General features: G+C 56.3%; 14 protein-coding genes. 5 read left to right on the top strand and 9 right to left on the bottom strand.

From position 1 onward, the window contains the following. Window positions 1-40 precede the first annotated feature (40 nt). From ACR0M9_RS17605 to ACR0M9_RS17585, 5 genes are all read right to left on the bottom strand, one after another. Window positions 41-2,221, bottom strand: a complete 2,181-nt coding sequence (locus tag ACR0M9_RS17605; protein WP_480774230.1) for a Tex family protein — start codon at window positions 2,219-2,221, stop codon at window positions 41-43. A gap of 135 nt (window positions 2,222-2,356) precedes the next feature. Further along, window positions 2,357-3,097 carry an aspartate/glutamate racemase family protein gene (locus ACR0M9_RS17600; RefSeq protein ID WP_480484339.1) on the bottom strand — a complete coding sequence of 247 codons (741 nt, stop codon included), beginning with the start codon at window positions 3,095-3,097 and terminating at the stop codon, window positions 2,357-2,359. A 38-nt stretch (window positions 3,098-3,135) separates the two neighbouring features. Further along, on the bottom strand, window positions 3,136-4,374 hold the full coding sequence (locus ACR0M9_RS17595) for an NAD(P)/FAD-dependent oxidoreductase (RefSeq protein ID WP_480774229.1): 1,239 nt from the start codon (window positions 4,372-4,374) through the stop codon (window positions 3,136-3,138). Between the two features lies 1 nt (window position 4,375). Further along, window positions 4,376-6,589, bottom strand: a complete 2,214-nt coding sequence (locus ACR0M9_RS17590) for a TRAP transporter permease (protein WP_480774228.1) — start codon at window positions 6,587-6,589, stop codon at window positions 4,376-4,378. Window positions 6,590-6,669: 80 nt separating this feature from the next. Continuing rightward, entirely contained in the window at window positions 6,670-7,677 is a 1,008-nt protein-coding gene (locus ACR0M9_RS17585) for a TAXI family TRAP transporter solute-binding subunit (protein ID WP_480774227.1), read from the bottom strand. A 129-nt stretch (window positions 7,678-7,806) separates the two neighbouring features. On the opposite strand from ACR0M9_RS17585, the gene ACR0M9_RS17580 reads away from it, so the two are divergent. Beyond that, window positions 7,807-8,751: a LysR family transcriptional regulator gene (locus tag ACR0M9_RS17580; protein WP_480774226.1), complete on the top strand. Its 945-nt coding sequence runs from the start codon at window positions 7,807-7,809 to the stop codon at window positions 8,749-8,751. A 24-nt stretch (window positions 8,752-8,775) separates the two neighbouring features. Here the strand turns inward: ACR0M9_RS17580 and ACR0M9_RS17575 are convergent, their stop codons facing one another. From ACR0M9_RS17575 to ACR0M9_RS17565, 3 genes are read right to left on the bottom strand one after another with little or no spacing between them, the layout of a single operon-like run. Next, the gene (locus ACR0M9_RS17575) at window positions 8,776-10,989 is read right to left on the bottom strand and encodes a hybrid sensor histidine kinase/response regulator (RefSeq protein ID WP_480774225.1); all 2,214 of its coding nucleotides are present in this window, start codon (window positions 10,987-10,989) and stop codon (window positions 8,776-8,778) included. Between the two features lie 3 nt (window positions 10,990-10,992). Continuing rightward, the gene (locus ACR0M9_RS17570) at window positions 10,993-12,162 is read right to left on the bottom strand and encodes an FIST N-terminal domain-containing protein (protein ID WP_480774224.1); all 1,170 of its coding nucleotides are present in this window, start codon (window positions 12,160-12,162) and stop codon (window positions 10,993-10,995) included. Window positions 12,163-12,207: 45 nt separating this feature from the next. Next, entirely contained in the window at window positions 12,208-12,888 is a 681-nt protein-coding gene (locus ACR0M9_RS17565; RefSeq protein WP_480484332.1) for a response regulator, read from the bottom strand. 180 nt (window positions 12,889-13,068) lie between these two features. Between ACR0M9_RS17565 and ACR0M9_RS17560 the strand changes: the two genes are divergently transcribed. The 4 genes from ACR0M9_RS17560 to ACR0M9_RS17545 all read left to right on the top strand — a co-directional run bounded on the left by ACR0M9_RS17560 (window position 13,069) and on the right by ACR0M9_RS17545 (window position 17,456). Then, window positions 13,069-13,617: an SRPBCC family protein gene (locus ACR0M9_RS17560; protein ID WP_480774223.1), complete on the top strand. Its 549-nt coding sequence runs from the start codon at window positions 13,069-13,071 to the stop codon at window positions 13,615-13,617. A 28-nt stretch (window positions 13,618-13,645) separates the two neighbouring features. Then, the gene (locus ACR0M9_RS17555; RefSeq protein WP_480774222.1) at window positions 13,646-14,128 is read left to right on the top strand and encodes a (2Fe-2S)-binding protein; all 483 of its coding nucleotides are present in this window, start codon (window positions 13,646-13,648) and stop codon (window positions 14,126-14,128) included. Between the two features lie 80 nt (window positions 14,129-14,208). Beyond that, window positions 14,209-16,569 (top strand): xanthine dehydrogenase family protein molybdopterin-binding subunit, encoded by a 2,361-nt coding sequence (locus ACR0M9_RS17550; RefSeq protein WP_480774221.1) that lies wholly within the window; start codon window positions 14,209-14,211, stop codon window positions 16,567-16,569. Between the two features lie 95 nt (window positions 16,570-16,664). Next, window positions 16,665-17,456 (top strand): FAD binding domain-containing protein, encoded by a 792-nt coding sequence (locus ACR0M9_RS17545; protein WP_480774220.1) that lies wholly within the window; start codon window positions 16,665-16,667, stop codon window positions 17,454-17,456. 197 nt (window positions 17,457-17,653) lie between these two features. Here the strand turns inward: ACR0M9_RS17545 and ACR0M9_RS17540 are convergent, their stop codons facing one another. Next, window positions 17,654-19,480: a BCCT family transporter gene (locus tag ACR0M9_RS17540; protein ID WP_480484328.1), complete on the bottom strand. Its 1,827-nt coding sequence runs from the start codon at window positions 19,478-19,480 to the stop codon at window positions 17,654-17,656. Window positions 19,481-19,750 lie beyond the last annotated feature (270 nt).

Here is a 19,750-nt window from a genome sequence, read left to right as displayed (position 1 = left end):
GCTGACGCTGTCAAACACGGGTTCCGAAGCACAGTTCACTTCATCCTCCGCGACGGTTTCCTCCACCCCCTTGTTTTCGCATGGTCAACCCAATGCGCTTTCTCGCGACATCAACATCGACGACACGTACTTTAACCACCTGCCCGGTTTTAACCACGTCATGCGGATCTTTGACAAACCGGTCCGCCAGCTGGCTGACATGAACCAGCCCATCCTGATGCACGCCGATATCCACAAAAGCGCCGAAGGCGGCGACGTTGGTGACTGTGCCTTCCAAAACCATTCCGGGCTTCAGATCGGTGATTTCTTCGATGCCATCGGTGAAAGATGCGGTGACGAAACTGGGGCGGGGGTCGCGACCGGGCTTTTCCAGTTCGGCAAAGATGTCCCGAACTGTCGGCAGGCCGAAATCCTGAGTTACAAATTGTTCCGCCCGCAACCCCTTTAACGCGCCATCATGGCCCATGATGTTTCGGATGTCGCGACCGCAAGCGGCAACGACCCGGCGCGCAATGTCATAGGCTTCAGGGTGCACTGAAGACGCATCTAAAGGCTCGGAACCGTCCCTGATGCGCAGGAAACCGGCGCATTGTTCGAACGCACGTGGTCCAAGGCGGGCGACTGACAGCAAATCCTTCCGCGATAGGAAGGGCCCATTCAGATCACGGTGGGTGACAATCGCTTCGGCCTGCGCCGGACCCAGACCAGACACGCGTGACAGCAAAGGGGCAGATGCGGTGTTCAGATCAACCCCGACAGCATTCACCACATCCTCGATCGCGGAATCCAGCGACTGTGACAGGCGATGCTGATCCACATCATGCTGATACTGGCCAACACCGATGGATTTCGGTTCGATTTTAACCAGCTCGGCCAAAGGGTCCTGCAATCGGCGCGCAATCGAGACCGCTCCACGTAGCGAGACATCCAGATCCGGAAATTCGCGCGCAGCCAGTTCAGATGCGGAATAGACCGAAGCGCCAGCTTCTGACACCACAACTTTTGTTGGTGCTTTCACCGTCTTGGGTAGAAGTGCAAGAGTGTCTGCAACCAATCTTTCGGTTTCACGGCTGGCCGTCCCGTTCCCGATTGCGATCAGTTCGATCCGATGAGCTGATATCAGATTGAGGATACTGGCCTGTGCACCTCGCAGATCATTCTTCGGCTGAAACGGGTACAAGGTGTCGGTGGCGACAACCTTGCCGGTTGCATCAACAACAGCAGCCTTTACGCCCGTACGAATGCCCGGATCCAGGCCCAAGGTCGCCTTGGCACCTGCCGGTGCGGCAAACAGCAGATCCTTGAGGTTTCGCGAGAAGACCTGAATGGCTTCGTCCTGCGCCCGGCTGCGCAGATCAGCCATCAGTTCGACCATCATTGAGAGCGAAAGTTTCACCCGCCAAGTCCAGCCCGCGACTTTGCGCAACCACACGTCTGCTAGCCCAGTGCCACGTGTCTGTAGATGGGCGGCGACAATCGTCTCGGCCCGCGCGGCACCAAACTCCGGTTCAGGCGCGATATCCAGCGTGACGATGCCCTCTTTGGATGCCCGCAGCATCGCCAATGCCCGATGTGACGGCACGTCCGCCCACAATTCGGAATGGTCAAAGTAGTCACTGAACTTGGTACCGTCCTTTTCCTTGCCTTCTATGACCTTTGCGCTGAGCAGAGCCTCGTGCTGCATGAAACTGCGCAATTCGCCCAGCAGAGCGGCGTTTTCTGTCAACCGCTCGGTCAAAATATCCCGCGCACCGTTCAAAGCATCCCGGGTCGTTGTTACCGCCTCGGTGAGGTACGCCGCGGCTAATATTTCAGGGTCGCAGTTGCGGTCCGCCAGAATAGCGTCAACCAAAGGTTCAAGCCCATTTTCGCGTGCAATCATCGCCTTGGTGCGCCGTTTTGGCTTATACGGCAGATAAATGTCTTCCAACTGCGCTTTGGTTTCCGCGCGCGCAATGGATTTACTCAGATCGTCGGTCAGTTTGCCCTGATCCTTGATCGAGTTCAGGATGGTTTCACGCCGCGCTTCAAGCTCGCGCAGATAAGTCAGCCGCTCAGACAGCAGGCGCAATTGGGTGTCGTCCAATCCTCCGGTTGCTTCTTTCCGGTATCGGGCGACAAAAGGCACGGTTGCACCTTCGTCCAATAGCTTGATCGCGGCACCGACCTGCTCGGAACGTGCCTTAATCTCGGTGGCGATAGTGCGGGCGATACGGTCCAATGGTGCCTCCTGAAGCGACGGTGGAAGAACTTCTTAACCAGCCGTTTCGGCAAGGGGAAGACCCTTGGTTCACTCCGCAGTCAGGCCGTTTCAGTTTGGCTGTTCATCAAGTCAGCACGCCAGGCAGTGTCCACATCAAACCCACGGCATAAGTCCGCGATACGGGCTACGCGTGCTTACCGAATGGGCCATATGTGCCAAGGTCACCAGATCATAAACCGGCAGGCTCAATTCCTTCTGAATTGAGGCCGCGTAAGGCGGTAGATCGGTGCATTCCAGTACCAGCGAACGGATTTCCGGTGTATCGCGTTTCAGTTTGCGTACAGCATTCAGAACTTCAGCCTCAATCAGATCGGTATCCATTCGGGTGCGCGTATTGCGCAGGATGACTTCGGCGAACTCGGTCGTGTTCTCAAGACCCTGCACAGCTACGGGGATATCCCCTGCCCCAACTCCATCGAAATGGCGTTGCGTCAGCGCCGAGGAATCGGCGGTTATCACTCCTACCGGTGCACTGGCACCGGTCATGTAATAAGCCAGCGGCACCTGAATCAGGCTTGAGGCAAAAACGGGCACGGACACGGCTTCGGCCAGCTCTTTCTGGAACAATGCAAGAAACCCGCAACTGCCAGTGATGGCCCGCACACCTTCGGATTCAAGCCTCTGCGCGCCTTTGATGAAGGGCTCCAGCAACTCTGGTGTCGGGTTGTTCAGCAGCTTTGGTACTGTGACGCCTTCAATCATCTCATACAGCACCGGGAACGGAAGACTCGATGGGTTTTTGATATGGCCCGGAGGTTTGGGGAAATAGCTTTCCAGGCACAAAACCCCGATGGATGCCCCGCAGATATTCTGTCCACCTGGGTAGATCGGCATGACGTTGTGATCCTTCTCGAGAAGTCGCTTCGCGTGTTTCAAAACCGCGACAAGGCAAATGGGTCCAGACTGATGTTCAGACGCTGTCCAGCTACCAGATCGGCCACAAGCTCTCCAGTTTTAGGCGCCATCATCAGGCCATAGTGGGAATGACCGAAAGCGCTGAACAACCCCTGATGTCCGTCAATCGGCCCGATGGCAGGCAAGCTGTCTGGAAACGATGGGCGGCGCCCCATCCAGAATTGCGTGTCGGCGGTATTAAGATCCGGTATCATTGCCTTGGCTTGTCGCGTCAGTAACGCCTGTTTTCGTGGATCGGGCGGGGCATCTACACGCGCAAACTCGGCGGTGCCTGCCACACGCAGCCCGCCCTGCATCGAACTGGCAACCACTTTGGCATCCACATCCATGACCGAATTCTGAAGGCTCGCCAAAGGTGCGGGGAACTGAACATGGTACCCGCGTTCAGCAGCCAGCGGCACAGACAGACCCAAAGGTTTCAAAAGCTCGGCAGACCACACACCTGCAGCCAATATGACTGTATCAGCCTGAAGCGTATCGGTCTGGGTTGTCAGGTGCCACCGCCCCTCGTCGGTACGGTTCAGTTTTCGAACTTCGGCCCGAATAAACTCAGCGCCTTGTTGGCGCGCTTTTTCTGCCAGAACCGCGCCAACCTGACCGGGTGATGTAATCCGTGCCTGACCTTTGATAAGGATCGCTGCTTCGAAATCCTCGGATAGAGCGGGTTCAATTCGGCGCAACTCTGGGCCGTCGATCCTCTCGAGTTGCCCACCTTTCTCCTGTCGGATCAGATATCCCAGCGCCTTCAGGTCAGCTTGATTCGGGTGGCGGAAAGCATGGATGTAGTTGGAATCGACAATCAGGTCTTCATAACCAGTGTTCTGCAAGTGACGTCGATACAACTCTATCGACGGTCTGCAAAGAAGCTCCATCGCATCCGAGATTCGGCGGACCGATCGTTCATCAGATGCCCTCAAAAACCTCATGCCCCAAGGGACCATCCTCGGCCAGAACGAGGCCCTGACGGACAGGGCGCTTTTGGGGTCCAGCAGCATCCGGGGGATTGCCTTCCAGATACCGGGAACCGCTTGGGGGATCACTGACCATGGCGAGACGACACCGGCATTACCGAATGAGGTCTCCTGCCCGGGCTCTCCCCGGTCAATCAACCGCACGGTTTTGCCACGTTCCTGCAATGACAGCGCGCAGCAGATGCCGACGATCCCGGCGCCAATTATGGTAACACGTTCAGACATGTCAGGCCGTTGCTTGAGTTCGGGTACGGGCGATCAACTGCGCAACGATCACGGGTGACGCCACTGCCAGCGCGATCAGGTCAGCCGTTAACGTGGGTGCCACGAAGATGATCCCGGCAAAGGCCATCAGAATACGAGAAAACACGTTGAGCGGTTGCAGCCAATAGCCGACGACCGCCGCGGACAGAGCGATGACCCCCGCTATGCAGCTTGCCGCAGTATATGTGAATTCCCAAAAATCAAACCCTGTGGAGGACACGAACAACAAAACCGGCGCATAGACGAATGCCATCGGCGCTATCACCTTGCCCAACCCGAGCGTAAACGCGGACAGCCCGGTGCGGAACGGATTTGAGTTGGCGATCGCAGCTGCCGCATAAGCCGAGGTACAGACCGGAGGTGTAATTTCGGATACCACACCGTAGTAAAGCACGAACAGGTGGCTTGCGATGGGCGGAACACCCAACTGGGCCAGCGCGGGCTGCGCGACAGAAACCAGCATGATGTAAAGCGCGGTGGTCGGAATACCCGCCCCCATCAAAATGCAGACGACAGCGATGAAGATCAGGGAGATGAACAGTTGCAGGTCTTCAATTGCAAACAGCTGGAAGCTGCCGAACGAGATCATATTATAAAGATCCGTCGCCAGATTGCCTGCCCCTTGCGTGACCATAAATCCGATACGAAAGCCGATACCGGTGGTGTTGATCACACCCACAACAATACCGACAGCGGCGGCAGCGGCACCCACCGCCAGCGAGTATTTTACGCCCAGTTCGACAGCAGCCAGCATCTCGGGTACTTCGATACGTTTTTGTGGGTTCAGTGTGGCTGTCACAGACAGCGCGCAGAGTATCGCGGTCATTGTCAGGTCGAACCCGCCATCCGAGAATTTCCACAACACAAAGGCCAGAAACGCCGCCGCGTAAATCAGCGTTGGTGGCTGCTTGATACGCGACATACCCGCGATCACCGCCAGCGATATGCCGCAGAAGGCCGACATGAATGGCGTGTAACCGGTAAACAGCACCACCAGCAGGCCAATCAGGGGCACGATATTGGCCCAACCTTCAGCCCAGACAGCTTTAAGCTGCGGTAATTGCTCTTTCGTCAGACCCTTCAGGTTCAGCTTGCGCGCCATCAGATGCACAACTGCAAAGACACCGACGTAGTGAAGAAGCGCCGGGAAGATCGCGGCAATGACAATAGTGGTGTAAGGCACCTCCAGGAACTCGGCCATGATAAAGGCCGCGGCTCCCATGATGGGCGGGGTGATCTGGCCGCCCGCCGAGGAAGCGGCCTCGACCCCGCCCGCGAAATGGCCCGGATAACCCAGGCGTTTCATGTTCGGGATGGTTAGCGCTCCGGTTGAAACCGTGTTGGCGACCGAAGACCCCGAGATCGTTCCAAAGAATGCCGATGAAACGACCGACACCTTGGCCGGGCCACCTGTATAGCGACCCGCCAGAATGGTGGCATTGTCGATAAACAACTGTCCCAACCCGGTGCGCTGCGCGATCACACCAAACAAAACAAAATGGAAGACTATGGTCGAAACGACCCAAAGCGTGACGCCATAGATGCCTTCCTGCGGAAAGTACATCGACGACACGAAGGTTTTGAAATTTACACCGGGATGCTGCAACAAACCGGGAAAATAAGGACCAAGCAGAGCGTAAGAGATGAATACGCAGATAATCAGCGGCAGCACCCAACCCAGCGTGCGACGGGCGATGTCAAGTACCAGCAGAATGATAACCACGCCAAGAAAGACATCGTAATTGTTGGGATTACCCATACGAAAAGTCTGTTCCTCGATCCCGAGAAAGGGAATACCGCGCCAGGCAAATCCAACGTAAAGCGCCGCAACGATGCCAAATGCCATGAATACCAGGTCATAAAGCGGGACGTTCCCGATACGAAACCTGCTGATTTTGAGCGCATATAGGTTTTTGGCCCCGACAATCGGAATGGTCGCGTAAACCAGTATGAATAACAGGGCCAGATAAATGCCCATGTGCCAGTGGTCCGCCGGCAAGCCGAAACCTGCGGTGAAGAATTCATAGGACGCGAATAACAGGGCAACAACCCGCAGAACCTTGGCCGTGTTCGGTGTAACCTGACGTACTGCGGCGCCTTCGTCGAACTGTTCTTCGATGGCTGCCAGTTCTTCGGCTGTCAGGTCGTGGTCATCGCGTGTTTCGGTCTCGGACATGATGGCCCTCTGATTGCGCGTGTAAGGAGAGTGCGGTGCCCCGCACAGGGGCACCGACGACAGGCTTCAATGAGGTTCGATTACTGCAGAAGGCCTGCTTCTTTATAGAACTTCTCTGCACCAGGATGCAGCGGGACACCCAGTGCTTCGACCCCGTCCAAAGCTGTGTCAGCTGTGATCTGCTTGCCTTTGGCGTGACCGTTGTCCAGCAGTTTTCGGGTGTTGTCGTTCCACAGTGCTTTGGTCAGCTGATAGACCAGTTCTTCGGACAGATCCGACGACACAACCAGCATAGCGCTGACCGCTGGGGTCTTGGTTTCGGAGTCAATCCCTTCATACACACCGCCCGGTATGGCGGAAGGGATATAGGCCGGAATGATCTCGTTAATCTTGGCAAGGTCTTCGTCACTGAACGAGTGCAGGTTCATGCCTTTTGTCGATGACAACTGCACCATAGCGGCGACCGGCCAGCCAGCTGCGTAGAAATACGCGTCCAGCTGCCCATCGGCCAGACGCTCGGCGCTCTGACTGTTGTTCAGCTCTGCTTCGTCCATGTTATCGCGGTTTACGCCCCATGCATCCAACATCTGCAGCACGGCCACCTGTGTGCCTGAACCCGCCTGTGCGATACCCACGCGCTTGCCTTTGAGATCGCTCAGGTCACCAATGGTCTGACCTGCGGGCAGAACCAGATGCAGATCCTCTGGGAACAGGTTTGCTACAATGCGCAGCTTGGGATGCGGCTTGCCTTCGAACTTGCCTTCGCCCAGATACATCGAACGGGTGACATCAGCGGCGGCCAGACCGGCCTCAAGCTCGCCATTCTCCACTGCCGCGTTGTTAAAGACTGACGCAGTTGTTGATTGTGCAATCGCGATCAGGCCGGGTACGCCGCACTGACCACCCTCTTCGCAGGGGCGCGAGCCCGGAGGGGCCGAGATCCCATTTGCGATAGTTCCGCCAATCGGAAAATAAGTGCCGCCTGCACCACCGGTGCCAATACGGAAAAAAGTTGGGTCCTGTGCAAGTGCAGGCGCGGCCATAGCGCCTGCCAAAGCCAGACCTGTCAGGCATTTCATCAGTCTCATCGTAAGCTCCCAGTTTTGGATCATTGGATTCGGTTTGTCCGAACTCTGATCCAATCAGCCTATGGAGATTTACCATAAATACAAATTTGTTATATTTAACTAAACTGAAGTTTGGCTTATGGATGTGGAATGAACCTTACTCAATTGACTGTTTTTCGTGAGGTGATGGAAAGCGGCTCTATCTCTCAAACCGCAAAAAAGCTGAACCGGACACAGCCGGCCATCAGCCTTGCGCTCAAGAACCTAGAAAAAAGTTTGGGGCTGATCCTGTTCGAACGAAGAGGGCGCCGTTTGATTCCAGTACCGGAAGCGCACTACCTATTGTCAGAAACCACTGGTATTCTGGACAGATTATCTACGATTTCCAATACGATGCACGGGCTTCTGAAAGGGAGTTCCGGTAGCTTGAATATTGCAGCGATGCCAGGCCCTTCCACTTTTGCCTTTCCGAATTTCATCAGCCGTTCAGTTGGTGGAAACCCCGATATACAAATTACACTTTCAACCCGCAGCTCTCCGCAGATTATGGAACTGGCGGGTACTCAGAACATCGATTTCGGGTTTGCGGATTTTGAGCATCCGACAGGTAAGCAACCACAGTTCTCAGCCGAGATCATAAGCGGCGACTGTTTTTGCGCGCTGGACAGAGACAACCCTCTGGCGAAAGAAAGCGCCGTTACGATATCCGATCTTGACGGAGTTCCAATGGGCGGGCTGCATGACACGCATCCGTTTCAGGAAAAAGTGCGACAAGCGTTTCAGATGGTCTCGGCGAATTATACGCCAACCGTGACCTGCCAATATTTTCTGCCGCTTATCCCTTTTGTCGGATCGGGCCAATGCTGCACGATTGTCGATCCGTTGACAGTCGTTACCGAGCGGGAGTTGAACATTTCAAACGACCGTGTCGTGTTTTTGCCCTTCAGTGAACCGTTGAGGTATGAATATGCGATCCTGTCACCGAACCACCGGCCTCCGTCCCAGCTAGCGTTGCAGATCAAAGCCGGCTGGAAGGCTGAGGTTTTGTCGATGCTGCATCGAACAGGTGCCAACCCACAGACAGAAATCGCCTGAAAACATACACGTTTCCAGTGCTGCTCAGTTGCGTTGTTCAATTGATGACTCCAGCGTTGACCGCAAAAGTTGCGCATCAAGCGGTTTGTAGAGCAAAGGCAGATTGGCGCGCTTGCAGCGCCTGGCCAGTTCAGATGATCGGTTGGCCGAAATAACGCAGCCGGGCAGAGGTCCAAACTCGTTCGTCAGGGCATGTATCGCGTCGACACCGGTTCTATCGTGATTCAACTGAAAATCGGCAACTATTGCATCGGGCAGAATGTCAATTTCACGAAGAAGATTGATTGCTTCGTCTTCGCTTTCGCTCTCCAAAACCTCGACCCCCCAGGATTCGATGGTCATGGTCAGTGCGCTACGAAGGTTTTCATCATTCTCAATCAACAATACGACCGTGTTACCAAGTACCTTGGAGCCCGGATCGTGGGCCGCAGGGGCGCTGCTGGATGTGGTCTGCTCTTCCTGCGCCAACGGCACTTCGACCGAGAATCCAGTGCCTTTGCCTACTTCGGAAAACAGCTGGATTGGATGTTGCAACAGCCCACAGGCGCGCTCCACGATTGCAAGGCCCAATCCCATACCCTCTGCGGCGCTGGCATCAGAATGCAGGCGCTGAAATTCCTGAAAGACGATGTCTCTTTGGTCTGACGCGATACCGATACCTGTATCCCAGACTTGCAAGGCAATTGCGCCTTTGCGACGCCGCACACCGACCAGAACCTTTCCGGTCTCGGTATATCTGATCGCGTTCGACAGCAGGTTCTGCAAAATCCGACGCAAATAGCTGGCGTCGCTGGTCACACGCGCGTTCGTGTCAACAAATGAGAGCTCAAGCCCTTTTGCCTGCGCCACCGGGCGAAATGCGTCTTCCATCTGCGAAAACAGCGTGCTCACAGATATGGTCGACAAATGCGCGGTGGCCCGTCCTGAATCCAGCTTCGAGATATCCAGCAGCGCTTCCAGAATGTGTTCAACGCTGTTCAGCGCACTTTCAGCCTTGCCTGCAACGGTCTTTGCGTCGTCTTTATCCAGGCCGCTGCCCAGCGATGCAACATAAAGCTTTGCCGCGGAAAGAGGTTGCAACAGGTCGTGACTGGCAGCTGCCACGAATCGCGACTTGGATGCATTTGCACGCTCGGCCTCGTTCAACGCGTCAGCCAGTTCCATTGTGCGAGATGTTACGCGTTGTTCCAACAGCTCTTTGGCTTCGTATAAGGCCTGAGCGGACTTTCGTTCTGCGGTTACATCGGTGAAGGATATCACAAAGCCCCGGTCCGGCATCTCCTGCGCAAACACCGAAAGAATTTTTGACCTTCCGCGGTGCATCTGAAATTGCAGAGGACGGCGATAAGTTTGCCGCGTCACCCAATCCAGCAGATCGGCTTCCGTTACCCCCTTCTGGAACTTGATGTTCGTGCCAAGGCGATTGGACAGCGATTCAAACCGGGTCCCCATCTGAAACTGTGCGATCGGAATGGCCAGCAACTCGCTGGCGCGGTTGTTCCACCCGATCAGACGGTGTTTGTTGTCAAAAATGCAAACGCCCTGTTCGATATGTTCCAGCGTCGCGCGGATCAGCCTGGCCTTGTCATCCAGTATCCGGTCACGCTCCTGCCGTTCGATCCGCATGATATCGGTCACATCGGTTTGCAGGATAACAGTGCCGCCATCCGGCGTGCGGTGTTCGGATACTTGCGACCACCGATTGCCAACAAGCCGGACGTTGAACACCACATGATCGTCCGTATGCCGGTCCAAACGGCTTTTGGCCCAGTCTGTCGGTGTCATCGTTTCAGGCAGGGACAGAAACCCGGATCGGCTGACCAGTTCAACATATTCGGCAAAGCTCAGCCCCGGGCTCAGCCGCTCCTGAATGTCAGGCATATGCAGACCAAAGCGGCTGTTGCACAGCACCAGTTTTTCGTCGCGATTGAAAAGGGCGAACCCCTCCTGCACCGTTTCGATTGCATTGGCCAGGTCAGCGCGTGCGGCTTCTGTGTCCTTGTTCGCCTGTGCCAGTCTGGCATTGGAATCGTTCAGCAATTCAAGGGCACGTTCCAGATCATTCGTCCGGGCGCGGACCTCTTGTTCAAGCACGGCCGCGCGCTGAAATTGCGCATAAGCTGCGCCTGACGCATCGGTGGATTCTTCTACCCGGCGCATTAGCGCTTCGGCAATCTTGCGAAGTTTCTCGTTCTGGCGGTCAACCGAGTCCGTGGGATCTGTAAGATGCTCGATCATACGTTACTCTTTCTCGGGTGGATAAATCGCAACACCCGTCAGAGTTTGGTTCACATGGATTGAGTTGTACTGCTCTCCGTAAGTTGAGAATCCGACAACGTGGTTGCGGGCCAGAATGTCCGAGATTTCGCGGGTCTTTTGCTTTTCCTGCGCTTCCAGTCGGCGGAGAATGCAATCACAGCCCAGAATGGTGTCGGGTTGCCGTTTCTCGGTCAGAAGGCCTATTTCTTCCTCAAGGTGCTCGACCATGTCCCTTGGTTCGGCCAGCGTCAGCACAAGCCCTTCATCAATGGCCGAGAAAAAGACGAGGTCCCCGTTGCCCGCCACCTGCTGAATGGCGCGGACGTGATGCTGCCCGCCAATCTGTACAACAACGGGGTGCGCCGCAAAGGTGAATGTCGTCAGTTGTTCCGGATCCTTGCCAAGGATACGGGCGTATTCGCGGGCGGCGGGCTCAGCGTTGATCTCCTGAACGATGCGCTTTGCCGGATCCGCCTTGGTTACGACCATACGCCGGGTCGTTGGTACCAGATGATCGGTTTTGAACACCTTGATCGGGCACCGCGTACGAACCTGAGTCAGTATGGCAGCATTGCTCAGCGCCTTGCCCTGATGCAGCACATAGGTACGCCGGAACCGGGTTCCATCACCGGCCGATCCGCCAAACAATGGCACCGGCCCCAAACCGACGGCCAACTCGGAGGTCAACGCATCCTCTTTGGTCGACAATCCGTCGATCATCAGGAATGTAAATTCATGGCTCCAGTCGGGCGCCGTGACCATCATGGCATTTCGGTTGTGGATCATCTCGTTGATGATGCTTTCCGCCTCAAAATCGTTCAGATCGGAAACCAGGACCGTACGCGTGTCGAAATGGGATTGCGGAAGGCCGATTGCGACGATCTGGTCTTCGCAATAACCGCTGTCCGCAAGTTCTCCGGCGGTGGTGCAGCCAACCACCGGCGTAGGCGCAAACACCTGCTCGGCTTTGGCAATGACCGCAGCCGCGTCCGCGTTCGGACTAACAAACAATATCACCAGCGCAAGTGGTTCAGCTCCGAATTGACGTTCGAGCACCCCAAGCGCCTGCCCGGTGTCGTAACGCACGAAAGCCGTTTTGACGATGCCTGTTGCACCGGTCCGGGCTGTCGCCCACCCGACTGCTTGGTCCATCGAGCCTCCTCCCTAAAGCGCGACGATGTGGTGAGAGTATGACGCTTAGCCTTGGTCTTGCAAGACGCTGGCAAACGACGCTTTCTTTGCAATCAGAACGGCTTGCGTCCGGCTTTGCACACCCAGTTTCCGCATGATTGCCGTGACATGCGCTTTGACCGTGGGTTCCGCAATGGACAGGTCATAGGCAATCTGTTTGTTCAGCTTGCCCTCACAGATCAGTTGCAGAATGCGGGCCTGCTGATTTGTCAGCGTCGCAAGCCGATTGACCGCGTCGGCGTGTTCATCCTCTTCGACATTGATCAGAACGCACCCTTCGGGCACGAAAACTTTGCCGGAATGCACTGTCTCGAATGCCAGGCGAAACACATCGCGTTGGCTATGCTTGGGCACATAACCCGATGCGCCCGCCTGAATCACCTGACTGACAACGCGATTATCCGTCATCGAGGACACCACAATAACCGGGGCATTCGCAGCAGCCTTCAGACGGACAAGGCCGTCCAGCCCTTCCACATCCGGCAGGTTGAGGTCCAGCATGACCGCGTCCGGTTTCAGCCCCCCTGACAGAAGTTCCATCGCGCCTTCCAATCGGTCTGCGGTATGGATTTCGCCGATCTGCGCCACGCTTTGCAAGGTCATCGACAGCGCGTCGCAAAACAGGGGGTGGTCATCGACGATCAGCACTTTCTCGAAGCCAGACCTTACAACGGAGTCAGCAAGCATTTGGTATTGCCTTTTTCAATCAGGTTGTCCCCAGCTTACCCAATCCTAACAACGAAAGTAATCTGCGCCTACTGGCCCAAAGTCGTACATAAGATCGGCTCGGCGACACCTACACCCAAGGTCTAATAGGCAGGGCGAAAAACACCACGTAGCGTAAGAAAAAACACCTGGAGAAGAGAAATGGAGCTTAGTGACAGCCGCGTCATTGCCGCGCCGCGATCCAAGGTCTGGGACGCGCTTTTGTCGGCTGAGGTTCTGAAAGAATGCGTTCCGGGATGTCAGGAAATGACGGGCTCGGTCGATGACGGATTCGAAGCGACGGTGGTGCAGAAAGTCGGCCCCGTAAAAGCGACCTTCAAAGGGGCCGTTACCCTTTCTGATATCGTAACGCTTGAAAGCGTGAAGCTCTCGGGTGAAGGTAAGGGTGGGGCTGCTGGTTTTGCCAAGGGTGCGGCCGATGTCAGTTTGTCTGATGTGCCCGAAGGTACTCTGCTGACCTATACCGTCGACGCACGTGTCGGTGGCAAGCTGGCCCAGCTGGGCAGCCGGGTCATCGATGGCGTCGCCAGAAAAATGGCCGACCGGTTCTTTGAAAATTTTCAGAACGCGGTCGAACCCGAAAAAACACCCGATCCGGAAACCTCGGATCAGGTTCAAGCTGAACCTTCTGCCGAGGGTGAAGGCGGCGAAGCAAAAAAAGGTTGGTTCAAGCGCGTATCGGGCGGTTGAACCGTTGGAATTCAGGGAGGAGAAAGTCATGAAAATTTCCATGACCGTGAACGGCAAGGCCGTTAGCGGCGAGGTTGAGGGCCGGACGTTACTGTCCGGCTTTCTGCGCGAGCAACTGTCATTGACGGGCACGCATGTCGGCTGTGATACGGCCCAGTGCGGCGCCTGCGTTGTACATGTGAACGGTCAGGCCGTGAAGTCGTGCAATATGCTGGCGGTCGAAGCCGACGGTGCTGACGTTGGCACCATCGAAAGTCAGGCAAATGCGGACGGTTCGCTGAACGTGATCCAGCAAGCCTTTCAGGATCATCACGGCCTTCAATGCGGGTTCTGTACACCGGGTATGGTGATGAGCGCCGCAGCGCTGCTGAAAGACAACCCACGCCCATCTGAGGCCGAAATCCGAAAGTACCTGGAAGGCAACCTGTGCCGCTGCACCGGGTACCACAATATCGTCAAGGCGATCATGGCCGCCTCAGGCCAGGACGTCGGCAGTATCGCTGCGGAATGATGCCGCTGCGGGCGTAAACATTGCGCCCGTGGGACAAGTGAAGGGTGCAGCAGCATCCGTTTATGGGAGGAGAACAAGCAATGCCCAAAGACAGTGGCATCGGAGCCAGTTCCAAGCGGCGCGAGGACGTCCGCTTTCTGACCGGAGCAGGCAACTATACCGACGACATCAACGTACGTGGTCAGGCTTACGTATATTTCCTGCGGTCCGACATCGCGCATGGTCGGATCAATTCTGTAGATACATCAACCGCCGAAGGTATGCCCGGTGTGGTCAGAGTATTCACCGGCAAAGACTTTGAAGGCGTGGGCGGAATGCCCTGTGGGTGGGAAGTGACCGACAAGCACGGCGCGCCGATGCAGGAACCACCACACCCAATTCTGGCACAGGGCAAGGTGCGCCACGTGGGTGATCCGATCGCTGCCGTGGTGGCTGACAGCCTGGAACAGGCCCGTGACGCGGCCGAGGCTATTGATCTGGATATCGAGGAACTGCCCGCCGTGATCGACATGAAATCCGCCGCGCAGGAGGGCGCGACGCTGGTTCATGACGATCTGAAAAACAACATCTGCTATGACTGGCAGCTGGGTGAGGCCGACGACGCCAAGGTGAATAACGTCTTTGCCAATGCGGCGCATGTCACCACTTTGGATCTGGTGAACAACCGGCTGGTCGCCAACCCGATGGAGCCGCGCGTGGCTGTGGCCGAGTACAGCCGGGGCACGGATGAATATACGCTCTACACCACGTCGCAGAACCCGCATGTCATCCGCTTGTTGATGTGCGCGTTCGTTCTGGGTCTGCCGGAACATAAAGTCCGCGTCGTAGCCCCGGATGTGGGGGGTGGTTTTGGCACCAAGATTTTCCATTACGCAGAAGAAGCGTTCTGCACCTTTGCCGCCAAGGCCTGCAACCGCCCCGTCAAGTGGACGGCCAGCCGGTCCGAGGCGTTCATGTCGGATGCGCAGGGTCGTGACCATGTCAGCACGATTGAGCTGGCTCTGGATGCGGATAACAACTTCATCGGCCTGCGGACCAACACCTATGCCAATCTGGGCGCTTACCTGTCGACTTTCTCCAGCTCGGTTCCGACATGGCTGCACGGGACGCTGATGGCTGGCAACTATAAGACCCCGGTCATTCAGGTGAATGTGAAAGCGATGTTCACAAATACGGTGCCCGTGGATGCCTATCGCGGTGCTGGTCGACCCGAAGCAACCTTCCAGCTGGAGCGCGTTATAGACAAGGCCGCGCGCGAGCTGGGTGTCGATCCGATCGCCCTGCGTCGCCAGAACTTTGTCACGCAGTTCCCCTATGACACGCCGGTGGCGCTGACTTACGACACCGGGGATTATAACGGGACCATGGACAAGCTGGAGGCCGCTGCTGATCTTGCGGGCTTTGCCGCACGACGCGCGCAGAGTGAGGCCAAAGGCAAGCTGCGCGGTCTCGGCGTCAACTGCTATATCGAGGCCTGCGGCATCGCACCCTCGAATATCGTTGGCATGTTGGGGGCCCGGGCGGGTCTTTATGATGCGGCAACTGTCCGGGTGAACGCCACCGGTTCGATCAGTGTGATGGTTGGCGCACACAGCCACGGGCAAGGCCATGAAACAGCCTTCCCGCAGGTCGTGGCCGACATGATCGGTATCGATGAGTCGATGGTCGAGATTGTGCACGGGGATACCTCGAAGATCCCGTTTGGCATGGGCACCTATGGCTCACGCTCGCTGGCGGTTTGCGGCTCGGCTATGGTCAAGGCCACCGAAAAGGTGATCGACAAGGCCAAAAAGATCGCAGCCCATTTGCTGGAAGCGTCCGAGGCGGATATCGAACTTAAGGACGGTCAGTTCAGCGTTGCGGGGACCGACAAGTCTGTAGCTTGGGGAGATGTGACCCTCACGGCTTATGTCCCGCACAACTATCCGCTGGAAGTTGAACCTGGACTGGAGGAAACCGCGTTCTATGACCCGGCCAACTTTACTTTCCCGGCAGGGGCTTATGCCTGTGAGGTCGAGGTTGATCCAGACACAGGTCAGGTCAGTATCGAGAAGTTCACGGCTGCGGATGACTTTGGCAATATCGTCAATCCAATGATCGTTGACGGACAAGTGCATGGCGGTATCGGCCAGGGCATCGGTCAGGCCTTGCTGGAGAACTGTGCCTATGATGAGAACGGCCAATTGCTGAGCGCGTCCTTCATGGATTACGCGATGCCACGCGCTGATGACGTCCCGTTCTACGGCGTGGATCATTCCAGCCAGACGCCCTGTACGCACAATCCGCTGGGCGTGAAGGGTTGCGGCGAGGCCGGAGCGATCGGCTCACCGCCTGCGGTGGTCAACGCGGTGCTGGATGCGTTGAACTCGGGTGGAAGGGCTGTTGATCATATCGACATGCCGATGAGCCCGTCACGCGTTTGGACGGCGATGCATGGTTGAGAGGTTGGGGTGCGAGGGGCCAGCCCCTCGCGCTCCCCGGGATATTTATAGCCAGATGAAGGGCGGATCAGCGCCTTTCGGAAAGGAAGAACGAAATGTACAATTTCGAGTTTGAGAAGCCCTCGACCATTGCTGACGCGGTTGCAGCATTGGCAGCAGAGGATGTGCAGGCGTTGGGAGGCGGACAAACGCTGATCCCGACATTGAAGCAACGGTTGGCGGCACCGTCCAAACTGGTGTCGGTGAGCGGCATTGCCGAGATGCAAGGCGTCTGCGTTGATGATGACGGCTCAGTCTCTGTTGGGGGTGCAACACCTCACGCTGTCGTTGCTCGCGACGCTGCAGGATCTTATCCCGCGCTGGCGGCATTGGCTGGACAAATTGGCGACCCGGCAGTGCGCAATCGTGGAACCATCGGTGGTTCGGTTGCGAACAATGACCCGGCTGCCTGTTATCCGGCGGGTGTGCTGGGATCGGGCGCAACCGTGGTGACCAACGCGCGTCAAATTGCGGCAGATGACTTTTTTCAAGGCATGTTCACCACAGCCCTGGGTGAAGGAGAGATCATCACCTCGATCCGCTTTCCGGTTCCGCAGGCGGCAAGCTATCAAAAATTCCTGCAACCAGCATCGCGGTTTGCACTTGTTGGGGTATATTTGGCCCGTTTCACGGACGGCGTGCGCGTGGCGGTGACCGGGGCAAGTGAGGATGGCGTCTTCCGTTGGAGCGAAGCCGAGCAGGCGCTGAACAAGGAGTTTCGCCCGGACGCCTTGATGGACCTTCGGATTAACCCCGCCAACATGATCGCTGATTTACATGGCAGCAAGGAATACCGGGCGCATCTTGTGTCGGTCATGACCAAACGCGCCGTTGAAGCCTGCATGTAGGCATTTCACGACAAGATGCTCAAAAGTCCCGGTTTTTACCGGGGCTTTTTCGTTGAGATATGGTTTGGGTGTCTCACCAAGGTCGGGCTGGCCAGCACTTTTCCGTTGTTTGAGGGTCGTGGCCAGTGTCTGCGCAAAATGAAATCAGGCCGCCCATTTCCGGGCGGCCTGATCAAGTCATAAACTAAGCTTTCGCTTTATTCGGCGGCTTGTGCACCTGTAGCGGCGTGTTTGTCACGCTGGCTGTCGCGGAACAAAGCTTTGGCCAGAGCAATACACATCAGACCCATCACAGCAGTAAAGGGCAATGCACCGATGATCATCGCGTTTCGCAGCGCATCCATCGGGTTGTTTTCACCGGCTGCGAGGATCAGCGCGCCGATCACAGCCGTCAGGATGACACCCCAGATGATGCGGTGCTTGATGCCCGTCTCCTGGCTGCCACCCGACATGATGGTGTTCATCACCAGAATGCCCGAGTCTGCCGACGTGACGAGGAATGTCATGATCAGGATCACGCACATCACGTTCAGCATTGACAGCAGACCACCGTCAATCATGTAAGATAGTGTCACGAACAGCTTGTTGGTGTTCGATGCACCGATGATTGCACCTTCTGCGGCGCCTGCCAGTTCCAGATCAATCGCAGTTCCTCCCAGAACAGTCATCCATGCAAAGCACACCAAAGCCGGGGCGAACACACAGCCTACGATGAACTCGCGGACAGAGCGTCCTTTCGATATGCGCGCGAGGAACAGGCCCACGAAGGGCGAGAACGCGATCCACCAGGCCCAGTAGAACGTGGTCCAACCCGACTGCCAGCCGAACTGACGCCCCTGCTCACCCGCCGCATAAACGGCTGCCAGGGTTGCTTCATCCAACTCTGCTGCTGCCCCTTCCAGGCCACTCTTGAAACCGTCAAAGCTGCCCCACGCATTGGTAGCTCCGCCCATCAGATCATTGGCATGGGCTTGTGCTTCGGCAGGCAAAGCCGCAGCGAAGGCTTCAACTGACAGTGGACCATAGGCGTTAAAGCTGAGCGACAGGATATGCAGGATATAGTCGACCATTGCAGTGCCATAAGTGGTCATAGCAAAGACGAACGAGCCGAAAACAACAAACGTGCCCAACAGGATGATCGACAATACGAGGTTCAGGTTCGACAGGTATTTAACACCACGACCAACGCCTGATACGGCCGAAATAATCGACAGGCACATGATGACGACCAGACCGGTGATCAGACCCACTTTGCTGGGGGTTGGAACTTCACCACCCAGATCCATGACCCACTCCATACCGGTGATGGCATAAAGCCCGTCGATGAACTGGCTGACACCATAGCCGATGGTGACGGAAACACCGAGGATCGTTGCAACAACGCCAAGTACGTCAACCACATGGCCGAAGAAACCATTGACGAAGCGGCCAAACAGAGGCGTCAGCGCCGAACGGATGGTGAGAGGCATGTCGCGGGTATAAGCGTAATATGCCAGCGACAAACCGGTCACCACATAGATGGCCCAAGCGTGAAACCCGTAGTGCAAGAAGGTATAGCGGTAAGCCGACTGCAGTGCTTCGGGTGTATTTCCAACGACCGCCTCGGATACGATTTCGGGGTTCGAACCCCACAGCCCCAACGGTTCTGCGGTTGCAAAAACCATCAGACCAACACCCAGGCCGGCGCCGAACATCATGGAGAACCATGAGAAGTTCGAAAACTCGGGCTTTTCACCGGGTGTTCCCATCACACGGCGACCCGTGGACGGAATAGCGGCGACAACGGCCAGAAAAACGAGGAACAACCCGACAATGACAATGTAGAAGCTGTTGAAAAGCTCGAGCAGCCGCCCGTTCAGGCTGCCAAGCGTGCCGTTTGCATTTGCAGGGAATACTAGTGCCCACAAAACCAGCGCAACCATGATGGCCTTGCTGATCAGGGCAATTGGGACGCTGTAGTTTTCATAAAAACCGGCATCCGCCGTCTTTATCTCAACGTCCGTGAATGGATCGGGTATCGACATATTGCGTTTTCCTCCGTGTGTTCGCCGTTTCTTGTTCTTTTGATTTCTGCTTGGGGTGCACCGCGCGGGACGGCGTAAACAAACATGCCCAATGCACCAAACGATCAGCGAGTTGACTGCAACTCAGCTGAGACTTACGGGGAAGACCACACACCATGTGGGATCGCCCACCGCTCTTTTCCTCCCAGATTGTGTTCGCTTGCAAAAGCTGTTGGTTCGTTGTGGCAAGTCTGTCTGCCGTTGAACCTGGTAGCAGCTTCGCAAGAAGTG

The sequence above is a fragment of the Ruegeria sp. CH2 genome (assembly GCF_056537065.1).
Note: the sequence above shows the minus strand (reverse complement) of the source record. Positions and strands in the feature narration are given on the sequence as shown.